Origin of the sequence: Agromyces sp. Leaf222 (assembly GCF_001421565.1) — a bacterium.
Taxonomy (GTDB): domain Bacteria; phylum Actinomycetota; class Actinomycetes; order Actinomycetales; family Microbacteriaceae; genus Agromyces.
Genome location: NZ_LMKQ01000001.1, coordinates 2,813,102 through 2,833,737, shown reverse-complemented (window position 1 = coordinate 2,833,737; position 20,636 = coordinate 2,813,102). Strand labels below are relative to the sequence as shown.

At 70.8% G+C, this 20,636-nt stretch carries 19 protein-coding genes; 14 read left to right on the top strand and 5 right to left on the bottom strand.

Annotated elements, in window-relative coordinates:
* The first annotated feature begins 46 nt into the window (after nt 1-46).
* Nucleotides 47-391, top strand: a complete 345-nt coding sequence (locus tag ASE68_RS12730; protein WP_157421639.1) for a DUF4190 domain-containing protein — start codon at nt 47-49, stop codon at nt 389-391.
* Nucleotides 392-518: 127 nt separating this feature from the next.
* On the top strand, nt 519-1,985 hold the full coding sequence (locus ASE68_RS12725; protein WP_200921710.1) for an aspartate ammonia-lyase: 1,467 nt from the start codon (nt 519-521) through the stop codon (nt 1,983-1,985).
* 90 nt (nt 1,986-2,075) lie between these two features.
* Here ASE68_RS12725 and ASE68_RS12720 read toward each other — a convergent pair whose 3' ends face one another.
* A complete protein-coding gene (locus ASE68_RS12720; RefSeq protein WP_055859195.1) occupies nt 2,076-3,020 on the bottom strand; it encodes a fumarylacetoacetate hydrolase family protein in 945 nt (314 codons plus the stop codon).
* 244 nt (nt 3,021-3,264) lie between these two features.
* Here ASE68_RS12720 and ASE68_RS12715 point away from each other — a divergent pair, with 244 nt between their 5' ends.
* The 4 genes from ASE68_RS12715 (at nt 3,265) to ASE68_RS12700 (ending at nt 8,206) form a co-directional block, all read left to right on the top strand.
* Nucleotides 3,265-4,569, top strand: a complete 1,305-nt coding sequence (locus ASE68_RS12715) for an enolase C-terminal domain-like protein (RefSeq protein WP_055859192.1) — start codon at nt 3,265-3,267, stop codon at nt 4,567-4,569.
* A complete protein-coding gene (locus tag ASE68_RS12710) occupies nt 4,566-6,095 on the top strand; it encodes a sugar ABC transporter ATP-binding protein (protein WP_055859189.1) in 1,530 nt (509 codons plus the stop codon). The genes ASE68_RS12715 and ASE68_RS12710 overlap by 4 nt, the downstream gene beginning before the upstream one ends.
* The gene (locus tag ASE68_RS12705) at nt 6,092-7,129 is read left to right on the top strand and encodes an ABC transporter permease (RefSeq protein ID WP_082462226.1); all 1,038 of its coding nucleotides are present in this window, start codon (nt 6,092-6,094) and stop codon (nt 7,127-7,129) included. Before ASE68_RS12710 ends, ASE68_RS12705 begins: the two co-directional genes overlap by 4 nt.
* Nucleotides 7,130-7,213: 84 nt before the next feature.
* Complete coding sequence (locus ASE68_RS12700) at nt 7,214-8,206, top strand: ABC transporter substrate-binding protein (RefSeq protein ID WP_055859185.1); 993 nt, start codon at nt 7,214-7,216, stop codon at nt 8,204-8,206.
* 78 nt (nt 8,207-8,284) lie between these two features.
* On the opposite strand, the gene ASE68_RS12695 is transcribed toward ASE68_RS12700, so the two are convergent.
* Together ASE68_RS12695 and ASE68_RS12690 are read right to left on the bottom strand one after the other, a co-directional pair.
* Complete coding sequence (locus tag ASE68_RS12695; protein ID WP_055859182.1) at nt 8,285-8,956, bottom strand: FadR/GntR family transcriptional regulator; 672 nt, start codon at nt 8,954-8,956, stop codon at nt 8,285-8,287.
* Nucleotides 8,957-8,996: 40 nt separating this feature from the next.
* Nucleotides 8,997-10,619 (bottom strand): AlkA N-terminal domain-containing protein, encoded by a 1,623-nt coding sequence (locus ASE68_RS12690; protein WP_055859179.1) that lies wholly within the window; start codon nt 10,617-10,619, stop codon nt 8,997-8,999.
* A gap of 76 nt (nt 10,620-10,695) precedes the next feature.
* Here ASE68_RS12690 and ASE68_RS12685 point away from each other — a divergent pair, with 76 nt between their 5' ends.
* From ASE68_RS12685 to ASE68_RS12655, 7 genes are all read left to right on the top strand, one after another.
* The gene (locus ASE68_RS12685) at nt 10,696-12,126 is read left to right on the top strand and encodes an FAD-binding oxidoreductase (protein ID WP_055859175.1); all 1,431 of its coding nucleotides are present in this window, start codon (nt 10,696-10,698) and stop codon (nt 12,124-12,126) included.
* A complete protein-coding gene (locus ASE68_RS12680) occupies nt 12,123-13,307 on the top strand; it encodes a PrsW family intramembrane metalloprotease (protein WP_082462224.1) in 1,185 nt (394 codons plus the stop codon). The genes ASE68_RS12685 and ASE68_RS12680 overlap by 4 nt, the downstream gene beginning before the upstream one ends.
* A gap of 75 nt (nt 13,308-13,382) precedes the next feature.
* Nucleotides 13,383-14,690 (top strand): GAF domain-containing protein, encoded by a 1,308-nt coding sequence (locus tag ASE68_RS12675; protein WP_235480852.1) that lies wholly within the window; start codon nt 13,383-13,385, stop codon nt 14,688-14,690.
* Between the two features lie 149 nt (nt 14,691-14,839).
* Complete coding sequence (locus ASE68_RS12670) at nt 14,840-16,363, top strand: aldehyde dehydrogenase family protein (protein ID WP_055859171.1); 1,524 nt, start codon at nt 14,840-14,842, stop codon at nt 16,361-16,363.
* Between the two features lie 13 nt (nt 16,364-16,376).
* On the top strand, nt 16,377-16,817 hold the full coding sequence (locus ASE68_RS12665; RefSeq protein ID WP_055859168.1) for a DUF779 domain-containing protein: 441 nt from the start codon (nt 16,377-16,379) through the stop codon (nt 16,815-16,817).
* A 187-nt stretch (nt 16,818-17,004) separates the two neighbouring features.
* Entirely contained in the window at nt 17,005-17,376 is a 372-nt protein-coding gene (locus ASE68_RS12660) for an FKBP-type peptidyl-prolyl cis-trans isomerase (protein WP_055859165.1), read from the top strand.
* 205 nt (nt 17,377-17,581) lie between these two features.
* On the top strand, nt 17,582-18,268 hold the full coding sequence (locus ASE68_RS12655) for a lysoplasmalogenase (protein WP_157421638.1): 687 nt from the start codon (nt 17,582-17,584) through the stop codon (nt 18,266-18,268).
* Here the strand turns inward: ASE68_RS12655 and ASE68_RS19895 are convergent.
* Together ASE68_RS19895 and ASE68_RS12650 are read right to left on the bottom strand one after the other, a co-directional pair.
* Nucleotides 18,180-18,524 (bottom strand): protealysin inhibitor emfourin, encoded by a 345-nt coding sequence (locus ASE68_RS19895; RefSeq protein WP_082462223.1) that lies wholly within the window; start codon nt 18,522-18,524, stop codon nt 18,180-18,182. The genes ASE68_RS12655 and ASE68_RS19895 overlap by 89 nt on opposite strands.
* A gap of 10 nt (nt 18,525-18,534) precedes the next feature.
* On the bottom strand, nt 18,535-19,593 hold the full coding sequence (locus ASE68_RS12650; protein ID WP_055859160.1) for a M4 family metallopeptidase: 1,059 nt from the start codon (nt 19,591-19,593) through the stop codon (nt 18,535-18,537).
* A 120-nt stretch (nt 19,594-19,713) separates the two neighbouring features.
* On the opposite strand from ASE68_RS12650, the gene ASE68_RS12645 reads away from it, so the two are divergent.
* Nucleotides 19,714-20,628, top strand: coding sequence for a hypothetical protein (locus ASE68_RS12645; RefSeq protein WP_055859157.1), 915 nt, complete (start codon nt 19,714-19,716; stop codon nt 20,626-20,628).
* Nucleotides 20,629-20,636: the final 8 nt, after the last annotated feature.

Here is a 20,636-nt window from a genome sequence, read left to right as displayed (position 1 = left end):
GCCCGGCTCGTAGCGTTGAAGCAACACCACGAACAGGAGAGTTCACATGACCACCACCGCCACGACCACCGCCCCGGCCCCGTTCGCCGAGGCCCCAGTCGGCGCATCCGTCGGCGTTCCCGCCGGTGGGTCCGTCGTCGCCCCCGCATCGAACGGCTTCAGCATCTCGAGCCTCGTGCTCGGCATCGTCTCGATCTTCGCGAGCTTCACGTTCTTCGTGCCCGTCGTCGGCCTCGTGCTCGGCATCATGGCGCTCAAGCGCGAGCCGGCCTCGCGCACCATGGCCATCTGGGGCGTCGTACTGAACGGGGTCATGCTCGCGGGCACCGTGATCGCGACGCTCGGGGCGCTCGTCTTCGGCCTCGTGATGCTGCCGTTCGCCTTCATCTGATCCGACCCCGGCGATCCATTGCAGGCGGGAAACGGCCCCGAGCATCTGCTCGGGGCCGTTCCGCGCACTCAGGATGTCGTCGGAAACCGGCGGGTAGGCTCGGTTGCGAACCGACCCGGAGGTGTTCGTGACGACGTCGTCAGACAATCCAACCGCAACCCGCACCGAGACCGACTCGCTCGGAACGGTCGAGGTTCCCGCAGAGGCCTACTGGGGCGTGCACACGCTCCGCGCCCTCGAGAACTTCCCGATCTCGAAGCGCCCGATCTCGGTCTACCCCGAGCTCGTGATCGCGCTCGCCGCGGTCAAGCAGGCCGCGGCGCGCGCCAACCACGACGTCGGCGTGCTGAACGACCAGAAGGCCGCGTGGATCGACGCGGCCTGCCAGCGCATCATCGACGGCGAGTACCACGAGCAGTTCGTGGTCGGCGTGATCCAGGGCGGCGCCGGAACGTCGACCAACATGAACGCGAACGAGGTCATCGCGAACGTGGCGCTCGAGCTCGCAGGGTACGCCAAGGGTCGCTACGACATCCTGCACCCGATCGACGACGTGAACCGCAGTCAGTCGACCAACGACACGTACCCCACGGCCCTCAAGGTCGCGATGACGTTCTCGCTCACGACCATGCTCGACGAGCTCGAGCTGCTCCGCCGCTCGTTCAGCGCGAAGGGGCGCGAGTTCCACGAGGTGCTGAAGGTCGGGCGCACCCAGTTGCAGGATGCCGTGCCGATGACGCTCGGCCAGGAGTTCCACGGGTTCGCGACCACGCTCGGCGAAGACCTCGAGCGGCTGCGCGAGACGATCAAGCTGCTCGGCGAGGTCAACCTCGGCGCCACCGCGATCGGAACCGGCATCACGGCCGACCCCGGCTACGCGTCGCGTGCCGTCGCGCACCTCGGGACCATCACCGGGCACCAGCTCGTCACCGCGCCCGACCTCATCGAGGCCACGAGCGACACCGGCGTGTTCATGACCTTCTCGAGTGCGTTGAAACGCAGCGCGATCAAGCTCTCGAAGATCTGCAACGACCTGCGCCTGCTCTCATCGGGGCCGCAAGCCGGTTTCGGCGAGATCAACCTGCCGCCGAAGCAGGCCGGCTCGTCGATCATGCCGGGCAAGGTGAACCCCGTGATCCCCGAGGCCGTGAGCCAGGTCGCCTACGCGATCGCCGGCGCGGACCTCACCGTGACGATGGCCGCCGAGAGCGGGCAGCTGCAGCTGAACGCGTTCGAACCGGTCATCGCGCACTCCCTGCTGCAGTCGATCACCTGGATGCGCCAGGCCTGCTGGACCCTTCGCGTCAACTGCGTCGACGGCATCACGGCCAACACCGAGCGCCTCGCGGGCATGGTCGCGTCGAGCGTCGGCGTCATCACGGCGCTCATCCCGTTCATCGGCTACGGCGAGGCATCCGCCCTGGCGAAGCTCGCCCTCGTCACCGGCCGACCCGTCGCCGATCTCGTCGTCGAGGCCGGCCTCATGACGCGCGAGGCCGTCGAGGCCCAGCTCGTGCCGTCGAAGCTGTCGGGCATCGGCCCGATCACCCAGGCGATCCCGGTGATCAGGCTGCAGGGCGAGCCCGCCGAGTGAGCGCCGTCGGCGGCCCGAAGGGTCGTCGGCGTCGTCGGCCGCGACGACCGCGGCTCGTGCTCGTGCTCGTGCCGTGCCGTGGGGCCGTGGTCAGATGACGCGGCAGTGCGTCGTGAGCGACCCGATGCCCTCGACGCTCACCGTGACGGTCGAGCCGTCGCGCAGGAAGACCGGCGGCTTGCGCGAGTAGCCTGCGCCGCCCGGGCTGCCGGTCGAGATGAGGGTGCCGGGCGGAATGGTCGCCGAGCGCGAGAGCAGCGAGATGATCTCGGCGACGCTGCGCACCATCTCGGCCGTCGAGGCGTCCTGCATGATGCTGCCGTCGAGGTTCGTCGTGAGCCACAGGTTCTGCGGGTCGGGGATCTCGTCGGCCGTGACGACCACGGGGCCGGTCGGGGTGAAGCCGTCGAACGACTTGCAGCGCGACCACTGGGCCTCGCTGAACTGGATGTCGCGGGCCGTGATGTCGTTGACCACGGTGTAGCCCCAGACGTAGTCGAGGGCGTCGCGCGCGTGCACGCCGCGCGCGGAGCGACCGATGATGACGCCGAGTTCGGCCTCGTAGTCGACCTGGTCGGTCAGGTCGGCCGGCCAAGTGGTCGTCGCGCCGTGCGCGGTCAGGGAGTTCGGCCAGAGCGAGAAGATCGTCATCGCCGTCTCGGATCGCAGCTTCAGCTCCGAGGCGTGGGCGGCGTAGTTCGCGCCGATGGCGATGACCTGCGCGGGCCGGAGCACGGCCGAGGAGTGGCGCAGGTCGGCGACCGGATGCCGCGGCAGGGCGCCTGGACCGTCGGCGACCGCGTCGGCTCCGGTCGTCGCCCCGGTCTCGGCGGCAGGCTCGGCGCGGTTCGTCGACTCGGCGGCGCCGACCGCGGCACGCACGCGGGCGAGGCCCTCAGGGCCCTGTTCGATGAGGTCCTGCAGGTCGCGAGGGGCGCGCCTCATGACCTCGTCGAGGAAGATCGCGGACTCGCCCTCCACCACCGCGAGTCGGGGGGTCGTCTGGCCTTCGACTCTGAGGTGCGCAAATCTCACCTGTCTAGGCTAACGGGCCGGATCCAGGTGAACCTGTGCGAGATGTACAAGATCTTGTGATGCAGACGACACGATGTCGATCTGGCGCACAGCGCGCTGATCTGAAGCTCCGCGGGAAGCGAGCCGACGAACATCCGAACTCTGGGTGATGCTGCGGGGTATTGTGGGCGAATCTTCGACATTTGAAACCCTTGACGGCAGAGACATCCGATGTTTATGCTCATGGTGCCCACGAAAGGACCTCATGAGCACGATCGTCAGCGTTGACACCACGGACATCCGCTTTCCGACCTCCCTGCACCTCGACGGGTCGGACGCGATGAACCCCGATCCCGACTATTCCGCGGCCTATCTGACCGTCGGCACCGATGCGGGCGACGGTCTCGAGGGGCACGCCTTCGTGTTCACCATCGGCCGGGGCAACGACGTGCAGGTCGCAGCGCTCGATGCGCTCAGGGGCCACCTCATCGGACAGGACGCCGAGGCGCTCCTCGACGACATGGGCGCGACCTGGCGTCTGCTGGCCCACGACTCCCAGCTGCGCTGGCTCGGCCCCGAGAAGGGGGTCATGCACATGGCCATCGGCGCGGCCATCGACGCGCTCTGGGACCTCAAGGCCAAGCGCGCCGGCATGCCGCTCTGGCAGCTGCTCTCCCGCATGACGCCCGAGGAGCTGGTCGACGTGGTCGACTTCCGCTACCTCTCCGACGCGCTCACCCGCGACGACGCGCTCGAGATCCTCCGAGCCGCAGAGCCGGGGCGCGCCGCTCGCGAGGCCGAGCTGCTCGCCGTGGGCTACCCCGCCTACACGACGAGTCCCGGCTGGCTCGGGTACTCCGACGAGAAGCTCGAGCGGCTCTGCCGTGAAGCCGTCGCCGATGGCTTCCCGCAGATCAAGCTGAAGGTCGGCAGCGACCTCGACGACGACCGACGCCGCCTCGCGATCGCACGGGCGGCCGTGGGGCCGGAGTTCCCCATCGCCATCGACGCGAACCAGCGCTGGGACGTCGCCGACGCGATCGCCTGGGTCACCGCGCTCGCCGAGTTCGACGTCGCCTGGATCGAGGAGCCGACGAGCCCCGACGACATCCTGGGCCACGCCGCCATCGCGCGCGGCATCGCACCGATCCGGGTGGCGACGGGGGAGCATGTGGCGAACCGGGTGGTCTTCAAGCAGCTGCTGCAGGCCGGCGGCATGGCGGTCATGCAGATCGACGCGACCCGCGTCGGCGGGGTGAACGAGAACATCGCCAACCTGCTGCTCGCGGCGAAGTTCGGCGTGCCGGTCTGCCCGCACGCCGGCGGCGTCGGCTTGTGCGAGGCCGTGCAGCACCTCTCGATGTTCGACTTCGTCGCCGTCTCGGGCACGATGGAGGGCCGCATGGTCGAGTTCGTCGACCACCTGCACGAGCACTTCGTCACTCCGGTCGTCGTCGAGCGCGGGCGCTACCTCGTGCCCGAGGCCCCCGGGGCCGGCACCGAGATGCATCGCGCGTCCATCGAGGAGTACACCTGGCGCGGCGTGCGTATCGGCGAGGTGCCGGTATGACCGCGGCCGAGACATCCGTGCCCCTGCTCGACCTGCGCGGAGTGAGCAAGGGATTCCCCGGCGTGCAGGCGCTCGACGACGTGAGCCTCGAGCTGCACCACGGCGAAGTGCTCGCCCTCGTCGGCGAGAACGGCGCAGGCAAGTCCACCCTCATGAAGCTGCTCGCGGGCATCTACACGCCCGACGCCGGCACCTTCCGCCTGGACGGCGAGGAGATCGCGATCGAAGGGCCGAAGCACGCGCAGGAGCTCGGCATCTCGATCATCCACCAGGAGTTCAATCTCATGCCCGACCTCACGGTCGCGCAGAACATCTTCATCGGGCGCGAGCAGCGCGCCGCCGGGTTCTTCCTCGACGAGCGCAGCCTCAACCGCCGCGCGCGCAAGCTCTTCGAAGGGCTCGGGCTCGCGCTCGACCCGAGCGAGCGGGTCGAGAACCTCACGGTCGCCAAGCAGCAGATGGTCGAGATCGCCAAGGCCCTCTCGTTCGAGGCGAAGGTGCTCATCATGGACGAGCCGACCGCGGCGCTGAACGACGCCGAGGTCGACGTGCTCTTCGAACTCATCGGACGCTTCCGGCGTCCCGATACCGGGGTCATCTACATCTCGCACCGCCTGGAGGAGCTCAACCGCATCTCCGATCGCATCACGGTGCTCCGCGACGGTCGCAACGTCGGCAGCCGCGTGACGACCGAGACCGACCAGCGCGAGGTCATCTCGCTCATGGTCGGCCGTGAGATCTCCGGCGAGCAGCGGCCCTCGGTACGTGCCCACGACGGGGCCCCGGTGCTCGCCGTCGCGGGCCTCTCGACACGGTCGCTCCTGCGCGACGTGAGCTTCGAGGTGCACGCCGGCGAGATCCTCGGCTTCGCCGGGCTCATGGGCGCCGGCCGCACCGAGGTCGCCCGTGCGATCGTGGGCGCCGACGCGCGCGACTCCGGCGAGATCCGGGTGCACGGCCGGCCGGTCTCGATCGGCAATCCCGCCGAGGCGTCCAAGCACGGCATCGGCTACCTCTCCGAGGACCGCAAGCACCTCGGCGTGCTCCTCGAGCGCAGCGTGCGGGAGAACATCGTGCTCTCGGCACTGCGCGACTACACCTCGGCCCTCGGGTTCGTGAGCGACGCCCGCATCGAGGCCACCGGCCGCGAATACATCGACAAGCTCCGCATCAAGACGCCCTCGAGCGCGCAGCTCGTGCAGAACCTCTCCGGCGGCAACCAGCAGAAGGTCGTCATCGCCAAGTGGCTCGCGAAGGACTGCGACGTGCTCATCTTCGACGAGCCGACCCGTGGCATCGACGTGGGCGCGAAGGAGGAGATCTACGCACTGCTCAAGGGCCTCGCCGAGCAGGGCAAGGCCATCATCATGATCTCCTCCGAACTGCCCGAGGTGCTCCGCCTCTCCGACCGCATCGCCGTCATGGCCCAAGGGCGCCTCACGGCGATCCTCGACAATGCGGATGCCACGCAGGAGAACCTCATGGACTACGCAACCCGATTCTCGAGCGAAGGAACGATCGCATGACCAGCCCCACCGTGACGCCGCCGAAGTCGGATCGGTCCCCCTCCACCACCGCGTTCGCGTCGATCGACAAGGGCGCCCCCCGATTCGCGCGCCTGCGCGGGTCGCTGCAGCAGGTGCTCGCGTTCGCCAGCCTCATCCTCATCGTGCTCGTCTTCTCGCTCGCGAGCCCGCACTTCTTCACGACGAACAACCTGGTGTCGATCCTCACTGCGGCGACCGTGACCGGCATCCTCGCGCTCGGAACGACGTTCGTCATCATCACGGGCGGCATCGACCTCTCGATCGGCACCGGGATGGTGCTCTCGGGCGTGATGGCGGGCGTGTTCCTCACCTACCTCGGCTGGCCGCTCTGGGCGGGCGTGCTCGCGACGATCCTGTTCGGCGGGCTCATCGGGCTCGTGAACGGCGTGAACGTCTCGGTGCTCGGCATCCCGCCCTTCATCGCGACGCTCGGCATGATGCTCATCTGCGCCGGGCTCTCGCTCGTGATCTCGGGCACGAAGCCGATCTACTTCTCGGAGACGCCCGACTTCCAGTCGATCATGAACCTGTCGATCATCCCCGGAATCCGATTCCCGATGGGAGTGGCGATCTTCATCGTGATGATCGTGGTCGCCGCGGTGCTGCTCTCCAAGACGATCCTCGGCCGCTACACCTTCTCGATCGGCTCCAACGAGGCGGCGACGGCGCTCTCGGGGGTCAACGTGCGCCGGTGGAAGATCATCATCTACACCCTCGCCGGCCTGTTCGTCGGGCTCGCCGGCGTGCTGAGCGCCTCGCGACTCTCGTCGGCGCAGCCGACCGGCGGCATGGGCCTCGAGCTCGAGGCGATCGCCGCGGTCGTCATCGGCGGCACCTCGCTGCAGGGCGGCAAGGGGTCGATCGTCGGCACCGTCATCGGCGCGCTCATCATGGCCGTGCTGACCAACGGCCTGCGCATCATCTCGGTGCCGCAGGAGTGGCAGTCGGTCGCCGTCGGCATCGTGATCCTCGTCGCCGTGTACCTCGACATGCTGCGGCGTCGGCGGGCCTGAGTCCGCGCGTCCCACCCGCACCACCAACCACTCCGGGCACCCGGAGACCTGCAACACCCGAAACACAGACACAAAGGAGTGAACATGTTCAAGAAGCGCATGGTCGGCGCCGTCGTCGGCGCGGCCATCACGGCACTCGTGCTCGCAGGATGCGCGAGCGACGGGGGCGACAGCGGATCCGGATCAGACGGCGGCAGCGGCGACAAGCCCTACGTCGCCCTCGTCTCGAAGGGGTTCCAGCACCAGTTCTGGCAGGCCGTCAAGGCCGGCGCCGAGCAGGCGGCAGACGAGTTCGACGTGGAGATCACGTTCGAGGGTCCCGACACCGAAGCCGACGTCGACCAGCAGATCCAGATGCTGCAGACCGCCCTCGACAAGAGCCCGGCCGCCATCGGATTCGCCGCGCTCGACAGCCAGGCCGCCGGCCCGCTGCTGCAGCAGGCGAAGGACTCGAACATCCCCGTGATCGCGTTCGACTCCGGCGTCGACAGCGACATCCCGCTGACCACGGCCGCGACCGACAACCTCGCCGCTGCAGCCGAGGCCGCGAAGCACATGGCCGAGGCCGTCGACCACAAGGGCAAGGTCGCCCTGGTCGTGCACGACCAGACGTCGGTCACGGGCCAGGAGCGCCGCGACGGTTTCGTGCAGTACATGGAGGACAACGAGCCCGACATCGAGATCGTCGACATCCAGTACGGCGGCGGCGACCAGGCCAAGTCGGCCGACCTCGCCAAGGCGATCATCGCCGCGAACCCCGACCTCGCCGGCATCTACGGCTCGAACGAGGGATCGGCGATCGGTGTCGTCCAGGCCGTGAAGGAGCTCGGCATCGACCCCGCGACCCTCGCGGTCGTCGGCTTCGACTCCGGCAAGGCCCAGATGGACGCGATCCGCGATGGCCTCATGGTCGGCGCGATCACGCAGAACCCCGTCGGCATCGGCTACGAGACCGTCAAGGCCGCCGTCGAGGCGATCGACGGCAAGGACCTTCCGAAGACCATCGACACGGGCTTCTACTGGTACGACTCGACGAACATCGACGACGACGAGATCCAGGCCGTCCTGTACGAGTAGACCGGCAGGTGAGCGAAGGGGCGTCGACGCGAGTCGGCGCCCCTTCGGCCGTTGCCGTCGCGCCGCGTCGGCCCCGGGTCAGAGGGCCGAACGCAGCCACTGCTCGACGCCGCTGACGTGCACGACGGTGAGCGCCTGCGCGAGGTCGGCGTCGCCCGCCCCGATCGCGTCGAGGATCGCGTGGTGCTCGTGCAGGGTGCGGTCGACCGCGTTCTCTTCGGTGATGCCGCGCCAGACTCGCGCGCGCACGGTGTGCCCCGAGAGCGAGTCGATGAGGCTCGCCAGGTAGGCGTTGCCGGTCGCTTCGGCGATGCCGCGGTGGAACTCGAGGTCGTGCGTCACGAGGCCCTCGACATCGGTCGCCTCGTCGACGCTCGTGACCACCCCGCGCAGGCGTTCGATGGTCTCGGCGTCGGCATTTCGGGCGGCGAGCGACGCTGCGGCGGGCTCGAGGATGCGGCGAACCGCGAAGATCTCGAGCACCGACTGGTCGTCGTGCAGGTCGACGACGAAGGACATCGCCTCGAGGAGCAGGCGCGGCTCGAGGCTCGTGACGTACGTGCCGTCGCCACGGCGCACGTCGAGCACGCGGATGACCTCGAGTGCCTTGACGGCCTCGCGGAGCGACGAGCGGGAGAGTCCGAGCCGGTCGCTGAGCTCCTTCTCGGGTGGGAGGCGATCTCCGGGCGCGAGCTCGCCGGCGAGGATCATCTCCTTGATCTTCAGGATTGCTTCATCGGTGACCGCCATGCGTGCATCGTAGCGCGGCCGACCGTAGACATCCGATCTTTCAGGCGGAGCGCCACAGGTGCATCGATGCATAGCTGCGCCAGGGCGCCCAGCGGGCGCCGTAGGCGGCGAGTTCGCGCGGTTCGCGGGGGAGTCCGAGGTTCGCGGCGCCATTGCGGAGCGCGAGGTCGCCGGTGAGCAGCACATCGGGTGCACCCGTGACGCGCATGGCGACGTAGCCTGCGGTCCACGGGCCGATGCCGGGGATCTCGAGCAGGCGAGCCTCGAGGTCGTGTCGCTCGCGATCGGACGAGACGACGAGGTCGCCCGACGCGAGACGGGCCGCGACGTCGACGATGGTGCGGATGCGTGCCGCCGGCCCGCGCAGCACGTCGGCGCCGTGTTCGGCGATTGCCGCCGCGTCGGGGAACAGCAAGCCCAACGCCTCGTCGCCCGCGACGCGCTCGCCGAGTTCGGTGGCGAGTCGACCGAGGGCGGTGCGCGCCGCGGCGACCGAGATCTGCTGCCCGATGAGCGCCCGGAACACCAGCTCGTGCGGGTCGAGGCATCCGGGCACGCGGATGCCGGGCACGGCGGCGACCGAGGCCGCGAACGCGGGCTCCGCCGCGAGGGCGCCGTCGATCGCGAGGGCATCGGCGTCGAGGTCGAAGAGGCGCCGCACCCTCGCCACGAGCGGCGGAAGGTCGGCGAGGCCCGTGAGGCGGGCCTCGATCTCGATGCTGGGCGAGCCGGCGTCGCCGCCCGGGGCGAACGCGACGAGCGCGGGCCCGCCGGGCAGTCGCAGGGTGCGCCGGAACCTCGGCGCACCGTCAGCCGTCAGGGTCGACGCCTCGACGCCCGTGACCGTGCGCGCCGCGAGCCAACCGAACACGCCGGCCGCGTCGAACGGCGGGCGGGCGGGCAGACGCAGGCGCACGACGCCCGCGCCCGGGTCGGCGCCCGCAGCAGGCTCGGCGCCCGCAACGACGACGATGCCGTTCGGGCCGGGTCTGGTGAGGTCGACGGAGCCAGAGGATGCCGGCCGATCGCCGCCCCCAGCAGCTCGCTCGTGCACGCGCGCCGCCGCCCGCACCTCGAGGGGACTGCGCTCGTAGACCTCGCGGATCGTGTCGTTGAACTGGCGGATGCTGCCGAACCCCGACGCGAACGCGACATCGGCCACCGGCAGCGAGGTCGAGGTGAGCAGCGCCCGCGCGGTCTGCGCCCGGTGCGCGCGGGCGAGGGCGAGCGGGCCAGCGCCGAGTTCGGCGGTGAGCACGCGCGTGAGGTGGCGGGGCGTGTAGCCGAGGCGTGCGGCGAGCCCGGGAACCCCGTCGCGCTCGACGACGCCGTCGGCGATGAGTCGCATGGCGCGCGCCGCGAGGTCGTCGCGCAGATTCCACTCGGGGGAGCCAGGCACGGCGTCGGGCAGGCAGCGCTTGCACGCGCGGAGGCCCGCCTCGTGCGCCGCGGCCGCGGTGAGGTAGAAGGTCACGTTCGTGGGCTTCGGCGCGACCGCGGGGCAGCTCGGACGGCAGTAGATGCCGGTGGAGTGCACGCCGGTGATGAACTGCCCGTCGAACCGGGCGTCGCGGGCCTGCATGGCGCGGTAGCGCTCGGAGAACTCGGGGTCGGCGACCGACGTGTGGCTGAGCGGCCGCGGGGCGACGGTGGAACTGGGCATGCCCCAACCCTCGCACGCCCGACCGACATCGATCGGCGGGAATCGGACATCAGCGGGTGCCAATAGGCTGGGCCGCATGCCGCTCGACGTCCTCTCCGCGCTCACCGACGCCCTCGGCGCCCGGGTCTCGACGGCGCCCGCCGACCTCGATGCCGTGCGCGAAGACCGTTCGGGCTGGCGCGGCGCGAGCCGGGCGCTCGCCGTCGTGCACGCGGCATCCGTCGACGACGTGCAGGCCGTCATGCGCATCGCGCACTCGACGTCGACGCCGGTGGTCGTGCGCGGCGCGGGCACCGGCCTCGCGGGCGGCGCGATCGCGAGTGCGGGATGCCTCGTGCTCGACCTCTCGGGCCTGAACCGCATCCTCGAGGTCTCGGAGGCCGACGAGTTCGCGGTCGTCGAGGCCGGCGTGCTGAACGGCGACCTCGCCGACACCGTCGCGCCCCTCGGCCTCTGGTATGCGCCAGACCCCGCGAGCCGCGCGATCTCGTCGATCGGCGGCAACATCGCGACGAACGCCGGCGGACTGCTCTGCGCGAAGTACGGCGTCACGCGCGAGTCGGTGCTCGCGCTCGCCGTGGTGCTCGCCGACGGGCGGCTGCTGCGCACCGGCCATCGCACGGTCAAGGGAGTCACCGGCTACGACCTCACGGCACTGCTCACCGGCTCCGAGGGCACGCTCGGCATCATCGTCGAGGCCACGGTGCGCCTGAGGCCGCTTCCTGGCGGCGAGGTCGTCACGATCGCGGCGGCGTTCCCCGACGTCGAGGCGGCGGCCGCGGCATCCGCCGCCGTCACGGCCTCGCGCGTGCGGCCCGCGATGCTCGAGCTCATGGATTCCGCCGGCATCGCGCGCGTGGCCGACCACCTCGGTGCCGACGCCCTCGCCGGAACCCCGCTCGCGACCCTCGCTCCGGGCGAGGCATTCCTGCTGGCCCAGACCGACCAGGCCGGCGCCGGCGCCGAGGCCGACTCGATCGCCACGACCTTCGCCGAGGCCGGCGGTCGCGTGAGCCGGTCGACGGATGCCGCGTCGGGCGAGCGGCTCGTCGCGATCCGTCGTGCGTGGCACGGCGCGCTCGCTGCGCGTGGGCGGGTGCTCATCGAAGACGTGGCGGTGCCGCGCTCGCGCCTGCCCGAGATGTTCCGGGCGATCGAGCGCATCGGCGCCGAGCACGGTCTCGAGATCCCGACCCTGGCGCACGCCGGCGACGGAAACCTGCACCCGAACTTCGTGTTCGACGGCGACCCCGGCGAGGTGCCCGAGCACGTGTGGGCCGCGGCCGACGCGATGTTCCGCGAGGCGGTGGCGCTCGGCGGCACGCTCACGGGCGAGCACGGCGTCGGCGTGCTGAAGCGGCGCTGGCTCGCCGACGAACTGGGCGAAGACCAGTACGACCTGCAGCGCGGCATCAAGGCGCTGTTCGACCCGACCGGCATCCTGAATCCCGGCGTGATGTTCGAGGAGACCGAGATGACGCCCACGACCCCCGAGGAGCGCCGATGACCCAGCCAGTGCCCGGCTCGTCGCAGCCAGGACCCGTGCTGAACCCGGGGCCGTCGCCCCAGACGTTCCTGCCGTCGTCGGCCCCGCCGCCGCGTCGCGGCGCCGGGCTGTTCGCGCCGATCGGCATCACCGTCGCCGTGCTCGTCGGCGTGCTCGTGATCGCCTACTTCGCGACCGCGCTCGGCATCTCCACGCTCGTGATCGGCAGCCTGCTCGCACTGGTACCGCTCACGATCGTGCTGCTCGCCGTGCGCTGGATCGACCGCTGGGAGCCCGAGCCGCGCTGGGCCCTGTGGTTCGCGTTCCTCTGGGGCGCGGCCGTCTCGGTCGCGATCGCGCTCATCGTCGACTCGGGCGTGCAGCTGGCCATGGCGTTCGCGCTCTCGACGGGCCCCGACGAGGCGATGCAGGCGGTCGTGCAGGCGCCCCTCGTCGAGGAGGTCGCGAAGGGCCTCGGCGTGCTGCTGCTCTTCACCTTCTCGCGCAGCCACTTCGACGGGCCGGTCGACGGGCTCGTCTACGCCGCGACCGTCGCGGCCGGGTTCGCGTTCACCGAGAACATCCTCTACTTCGGCTCGGCGCTCATCGAGGGCGGGGGAGCCGCACTCGGGGCGACCTTCGTCGTGCGCGGCCTGTTCTCGCCCTTCGCGCATGTGCTGTTCACCGCGTGCACCGGCCTCGCGATCGGCCTCGGCGCGCGGCGCACGCGCGGCCCCGGCATCCTGCTGTGGTTCCTCGGCGGCCTCGCCTGCGCGATCGCGTTGCACGCGCTCTGGAACGGCTCGCTCACGTTCGCCTCCGACGCCGTGGCGCTCTACCTGCTCGTGCAGGTGCCGATCTTCGTCGCGGCGATCGTCGTCACCGTGGTGCTGCGCCGCCAGGAGCGTCGCATCACCCGCGACCGGCTGCTCGACTACGCGGCCGCGGGCTGGTTCAACCCCGACGAGGTCGAGGGACTCGCCTCGCCCGCGGGGCGCAGCGCCGCACTGGCGTGGGCTCGCGCGCAGGTTCCGCCGCGCACCGAGCAGGTCGAGCGCTTCATCGCCGATTCCACGCGCCTGGCGTTCACCCGACAGGCCATCGTCACCGGTCGGGCCGACGCCCGACGCATCGCCGACGAGCGCGAGCTGCTCGACCTCGTCGCCGCCGATCGACGGGCGATCGCAGGTCAGCGGTACTGAACGCCGGACGAGGCGAGGGTGCTCGCCGGGGCCTGCCGTTCGGCGGCATGGCGACGTAGGATTGCCGCATCCTGATTGACGGCGATCGGAGTCGGCATGCCCGTGCCGCAGTACCCGCAGAGTTCGTTGCTGCGCGATCGGCTGCTGCACCTGCAGGACGACGCGATCGCGGCCGGCTCCGTGTCGCCCGTGCTGCGGCCCGTCGTGCGGGAGTCGTGGGAGCGAGCCATCCGCGGTGCCATCGATCCCGACCGGGCGTTGCCGCGCATCGACCTCGATGAGGGCGCGTTCAGCGACTACCGTTCCGCGCACGCGCTCGCACCGGTGATGCCCGTCATCCGTCGCCTGCTCATCGAGGGCGCCGACGAGTCTGGGCTGGTCGTCGCGATCGGCGACGCCCACGGCCGGCTGCTCTGGGTCGAGGGCGACGCCGGCCTGCGTCGCCGTGCCGAGGACATGCTCTTTGTCGCGGGCGCCGACTGGTCGGAGGCGAGCGTCGGCACGAGCGCGCCCGGCACGGCGCTCGCGCTCGACCGCGCCGTGCAGATCCGCGGCGCCGAGCACTACAACCGTATGGTGCACCCCTGGAGCTGCACTGCGGCGCCCGTGCACGACCCCGCGACGGGCGAACTGCTCGGCGTCATCGACATCACCGGCACCGACCTCGCGGTCGCGCCCCACACGCTCTCGCTCGTCTCGGCGACGGTCGCCGCCGTCGAGGCCGAGCTGCGCATCGCCCGCCTCGAGTCGAGTGCGCGGGCCACGATCCGCCGGCCGCGCCCGCGTGCGGTCGCGCCGCAGCCGGCTCGCACGGCCCTCTCCGTGCTCGGTCAGCGCCGCCCTCGCCTCGGCGCGGTCGAGCTCAGCCCGCGTCACGCCGAGATCCTCACCCTGCTCGCGTGGCATCCGCGCGGACTCGGCGCCGAACGGCTCGCAACGCTGCTGTCCGACCGTGACGTGTCGCCCGTGACCGTGCGCGCCGAACTCGTGCGCCTCCGCCGCGTGCTCGAGGCGGCCGGCGAACCGCCGCTCGAGTCGCGCCCCTATCGCCTCGCCCGCGAGGTCGACCTCGACGCCATCGCGGTCGCCGACCTGCTCGCGCGCGGGTCGCTGCGGCGCGCGGCCGAACGGTACGCGGGACCCGTGCTGCCATCCTCGACGGCGCCCGGCATCGTCGAGATCCGCGATGAGCTCGCGGGGCGGCTCCGCGAATCCATGCTGTCGGATGCCGCGGCCGACGTCCTCGCCACCTACGCCGACCGCGACGAGAACCGTCAGGACGCCGCCGTCTGGCGGGCACTCCTCGGCGTGCTGCCCCCGCGCTCGCCGCGCCGGGCGTCGGTCGTGGCGCACCTCGAGCGCCTCGAAGCCGCCCAAAGCTGAGCCCGCGGCATCCGCTCGCCCGACGACGGGAGTTGCAACGCACCTGCAACCCTCGGGCAACCCGGTCGCAACGGGCGCGCGCGTAGCGTGACGCGCACTCGGCACGAACGACCACGCCGGGCACGACAACGACGTCACGAGGAGACACGATGACCGTGTACGCCGCGCCGGGCACTGCCGGCGCTTTGATCGAATTCAAGCCGCGATACGAGCACTTCATCGGCGGCGAGTGGGTCAAGCCCAAGGAGGGCGCCTACTTCGAGAACATCTCGCCCGTGAACGGACGCCCGTTCACCGAGGTCGCCCGCGGCACGGCAGCCGACATCGACGCCGCGCTCGACGCCGCGCACAAGGCCGCGCCGGCCTGGGGCCGAACGAGCACCACGAAGCGCGCAGAGGTGCTGAACGCGATCGCCGACCGCATCGACGCGAACCTCGAGCTGCTCGCCGTCGCCGAGACGTGGGACAACGGCAAGTCGATCCGCGAGCCGCTGAACGCCGACCTTCCGCTCGCGAGCGACCACTTCCGGTACTTCGCGAGCCTGATCCGTGCCCAGGAGGGCAGCTTCACGCAGCTCGACGAGGACACCGTGGCTTACCACTTCCACGAGCCGCTCGGCGTGGTCGGGCAGATCATCCCGTGGAACTTCCCGCTGCTCATGGCCGTGTGGAAACTCGCGCCGGCGCTCGCCGCGGGCAACGCCGTCGTGCTGAAGCCCGCCGAGCAGACGCCGACCTCGATCCTCGTGCTCATGGAGCTCATCGCCGACATCCTGCCGCCGGGCGTCGTCAACGTCGTGAACGGCTTCGGCGTCGAGGCCGGCAAGCCGCTCGCCTCGTCGAACCGCATCCGCAAGATCGCGTTCACGGGCGAGACCACGACCGGCCGCCTCATCCTGCAGTACGCGTCGAACAACATCATCCCCTCGACCGTGGAGCTCGGCGGCAAGAGCCCGAACATCGTGTTCGAGTCCGTCGCCGACAAGCGCGACACCTTCTACGACAAGGCCCTCGAGGGCTTCAGCCTGTTCGCGTTCAACCAGGGCGAGGTGTGCACCTGCCCGAGCCGATCGCTCATCCAGAAGTCGATCTACGACTCGTTCCTCGACGACGCGATCGAGCGCACGAAGCTCGCCAAGCAGGGCAACCCGCTCGACACCGAGACGCAGGTCGGCGCGCAGGCGTCGAACGACCAGCTCGAGAAGATCCTCAGCTACATCGACATCGGCAAGCAGGAGGGCGCGAAGCTGCTGCTCGGCGGCGAGCGGGCCCATCTCGGCGGCGACCTCAGCGAGGGCTACTACGTGCAGCCCACGATCTTCGAGGGCCAGAACCGCATGCGGCTGTTCCAGGAGGAGATCTTCGGCCCGGTCGTCGCCGTGACGAGCTTCACCGACTACGCCGACGCCATCGAGATCGCGAACGACACGCTCTACGGGCTCGGCGCGGGTGTCTGGAGCCGCAACGGCAACGAGGCGTACCGGGCCGGCCGCGACATCCAGGCCGGTCGCGTCTGGGTGAACAACTACCACGCGTACCCCGCCGGCGCGGCGTTCGGCGGCTACAAGTCGTCGGGCATCGGCCGCGAGAACAACAAGGCCGCGCTCGACCACTACCAGCAGACGAAGAACCTCCTCGTCAGCTACAACGAGAACCCGCTCGGGTTCTTCTGATCCGGGTGCCGTGATGAGTGCTGAGACGCCGGGGCTCAAGCCCCTTGGCAGGATCGTCGCCTCGATCACGGTGGCGGGGGAGCGGATGCCGCGGGTCGAACTCTCGCCCGCGGCATCCGACCTGCTCGTGATGCTGTGGGGCAGGTACGGCCCGCTCATGTTCCACCAGTCGGGCGGATGCTGCGACGGCAGTTCGCCCATGTGCTACCCGGCCGGCGACTTCATCACGAGCGACGCCGATGTGCTGCTCGGCGAGCTCGACCTCGGGGCGGTGGATGCCGGCGGCTCGGGCGAGCCGCGCGTGGTGCCGTTCTGGATGTCGACCGAGCAGTTCGCCTACTGGCGGCACACCTACCTCACGGTCGACGTCGTGAAGGGGCGCGGCAGCGGGTTCTCGGTCGAGGCGCCGGAGGGCGTGCGGTTCCTGATCAGATCGCGGCTCATGGGGTCGTGACGCGGATGCCGCCGGCGCCCCGTCAGCAGAGCCGGACATAGAGAAACTCGCCGCCCTGCGGTGTGGCAATGCCGACGACTCTGCGGGGCGACGAGTTCTCAGGCATCCAGAGTGCGACATGTTCGCAGTCAGCGCAAGAGGGGGGTGGACGCTTGTCCGGACTCGTCGCCTCCGATTGGATGGATGCATGACTGACACGAACAGCAAGCCCGAGATCGACGCGCCCGAGGGCCCGGCCCCCGCAGACCTCGTCATCGAGGACATCGTCATCGGCGACGGCGCCGAGGCCACCCCCGGCTCCACGGTCGACGTGCACTACCTCGGGGTCGAGTACGACACCGGCGACGAGTTCGACTCCTCATGGAGCCGCAACCAGTCGGTCAACTTCCCCCTGCAGGCGCTCATCGCCGGCTGGCAGGAGGGCATCCCCGGCATGAAGGTCGGCGGTCGCCGCAAGCTCGTCGTGCCGCCGCACAAGGCCTACGGTCCCGCCGGCGGCGGACACCGCCTCTCGGGCCAGACCCTGATCTTCGTGATCGACCTGCTCGGCGTGAGCTGAGCCGAGCGACACCGCACCACCCGCACCACCCGAAGGCCGTCGGCGCTCGCCGACGGCCTTCGTCGTGCGCGCGCCGGACGGGGCGGATCTCCGCGGCGTTTGTGCGAAAGCGCTGATCGCGAGCCCTCGCGGAGCCGAACGGGTGTCGCTCTCGAACCGAACGGTCGGCGTGCGGCATCCGCGCGGCTACGATCGCCGGGTGCCGATGACGTTCACTCCCTACCTCGTGCTGTGCGCCGTTCACCTCCTGCTCCTCGAGACCGGGCCGGACTGGTCGGTCACGGCGACCAAGGCGCTGCTCATGCCGCTGCTCGCGTTGGGCGTCGTGCTCGCCGCCCGCCGGTCGGCGCTCAGGGTGCCATGGCTGCTGCTGCTCGCGATCGGGCTCTCGTGGGCCGGCGACGTGGCGTTGTCGTTCCCGGGCATGTTCGTCGTCGGGCTCGGGGCGTTCCTGCTCGCCCACGTCGCCTACATCACCGTGTTCCTGCGGATGCCGGGCCGCCGGTCGCCCGGAGGCAGGCGCCGGCCTCCGCTGTGGACGCTCGTCTACGCGGCCTGGTTCGTCGGCTTCGTCGCGCTGCTCGGCCCGCACACCGGTGGGCTGCTCGTGCCGGTCGCGCTGTACGGACTCGTGCTCGGCCTCATGGCGACGTTCGCCGCGAGTCACGGCCGCATCATGGCGGTCGGCGGCGCGCTCTTCGTCGCGTCGGACTCGGTGCTCGGCCTCGGCAGGTTCCTGCCCGGATACGAGTTCGCGCTGCACGACGTCACGGTCATGGCCACCTACCTCGCGGCGCAGCTGCTCATCTCGATCGGGGTGCTCGCGGCGCTTCGCGCTTCGGCTCCGTCGTCTCGCGAACCCGGTCGACCAGTTGGCGCCACGGCCCCGTGAGCTGACGCTCGGCGAGGGTGACCTCGGCCGCCTTCTGCGTGGTGGTGCTCGCCGCGGGCGGCTGCTCGTCGGCGGGCTCGCACCGGATGTCCCAGGTGAATCGATCGGGTTCGGCCGGAGCCGGAGGCACGTCGTCCCACGGGATCTCCTCGATGAGCACGAACCAGTCGTCGGCATCGGGCTGATCGTCGACCCGCACATGCCACGTCAGGCGGATGCCGGCAAGGCCACCGCTGCGGGCCACGAAGACGTCCATGCGTCGAAGGCTACCCCTGTGCGGTCGCTGCCAGCACCCCCACCTGCTGCCAGCCCTCGCGCACCGCGTCGGCCTCGCGGGACTCCTCGCCGAAGCGGAGCCCGGCCTGCCGGAGCGTCTCGTCGGCGAACTGCTCGAACGTCGCGTCTTGCGTGAGCCGACCCGACGTCAGGGTGTCGTACCAGATGCGGCCGACGTGCTCCCAGGCGAACCCGCCCAGCTGCCGTGCGGCGAGCGCGAACGCGCGATTGGGGATGCCCGAGTTCAGGTGCACGCCGCCGTTGTCTTCGGCCGTCTCGATGTAGTCGCGCATGTGCGCCGGCTGCGGGTCGCGGCCGAGCACGTCGTCGTCGTAGGCCGTGCCGGGTTCGAGCATAGAGCGCAGCGCGCGACCCTGCACCGCCTCGGTGAAGATGCCCTCGCCGATGAGCCAGGTCGCGGCCTCGGCGTCCTGCCCGAGGGCGTACTGCTCGACGAGTGCCCCGAAGGCATCGGAGACGTGCTCGTTCAGCGCGCCCGACTGCCCCTGGTAGCGCAGCTTCGCGGTGTGCTCGGTGACGCCGTGCGCGAGCTCGTGCCCGATGACGCTCAGCGAGTCGGTGAAGCCACGGAAGATCTCGCCGTCGCCGTCGCCGAACACCATGCGCTCGCCGTCCCAGAAGGCGTTGTCGTACGCCTCGCCGAAGTGCACGGTGGCCTCGAGGGGCATGCCCTGGGCATCGATCGAGTCGCGCGAGAACACGCGGTCGAACATGCGATGGGTGTCGCCGAGGCCGTCGTAGGCGTCGTCGACGGCTTCGTCGCCCGTCGCACGCTCGCCCTCGCGGCGCACGAGGCGCCCGGGCAGCACCTCGCGCCCCTCGGCGTCGGAGATGCGTCGGTCTGGCTGCGACGGCGCATCGGGCAGGGCGCTCGGCAGGTCGGGCAGGTCGGGCGCGACCAGCGGCCCGAGGTGCGCCGGAGGTTCGCGCAGCAGCGCCCTGCGGGCGGCCTCGGCGGCGAGCGGGTACCGCGCGCCGGCGGTCTCGGCGATGCGGTCGAGCAGGTAGGGCGGAACGATCGTCGGCATGCGTCGATGCTCGCACCTGCCTGCGACATCTCGGCGAAACGGCGCGCGGGTCGCGAAAGGGTCGGGCGCTCAGCGTCCGGCCGCGGGGCGTGCGGTGCGACGGCCGCATAGGCTGGACAGGTGACCTCGACCTCGACCTCGACCCCGCACCCGACCCCGCTGCTCGGACTCCTGCTCGACGTCGACGGGCCGATCGCCAGCCCGGTGACGCGCTCGATCGCCATCCCGTCGATCGCTCGCGACCTCGCCGCGCTCGCGAACGCCGGCATCCCCGTGATCTTCAACACGGGCCGCTCCGACGCGTTCATCGCCGAGCAGGTCGTGCCGCCGATGCTCGCGGCGGGCATCGAGCCGGGCGCCCCGATCTGGGCGATCTGCGAGAAGGGCGCGGTCTGGGCGGCGATCGACCGAAACGGCCTCGGCGAGGTCTTCGTCGACCTCGACCTCGCGATGCCGACCGAGTTCTCCGACGCGATGCGCGACTACGTCGGCGACCACTTCGACGAGTTCGGGTTCTTCGACGAGACGAAGCGGGCCATGGTGTCGGTCGAGCAGCACGTGCACGTGGCATCCGATGCCTACCTCGCGGCGCAGCCGGGCTTCGACGACCATGCCCACGACGCGCTCGCGGCACGCGGGTTCGGCACGGTGCGCGAGGGGCGTGAGCGACCGGATGCCGCGGGGCGCGTGCAGTGGCGCATCGACCCCACGATCATCTCCACCGACATCGAATCGGTGCGCCTCGGCAAGGACCTCGGCGCCGAGCGGGCCGTCGCACTCCTCGAGGAGCGCGGCATCCGCCCGCAGCACTGGCGCACCGTCGGCGACTCGCGCGGCGACTACGCCATGGCCGACTGGCTGCACGAGCGGGGTGAGTCCGTGCGCCACGTCGACGTGCGCCCGGCCGACGGCATCCCCGCCACCGGCTACCCCGTGCTGACGGCGGGCGACCTGATCCACGACGAGGCCGGCGCGGTCTTCCTCACGCGATGGGTCGAGGCCGTGCGCCGCGGCGCGCTCGCCGACGACGAGTAGGGCCGACG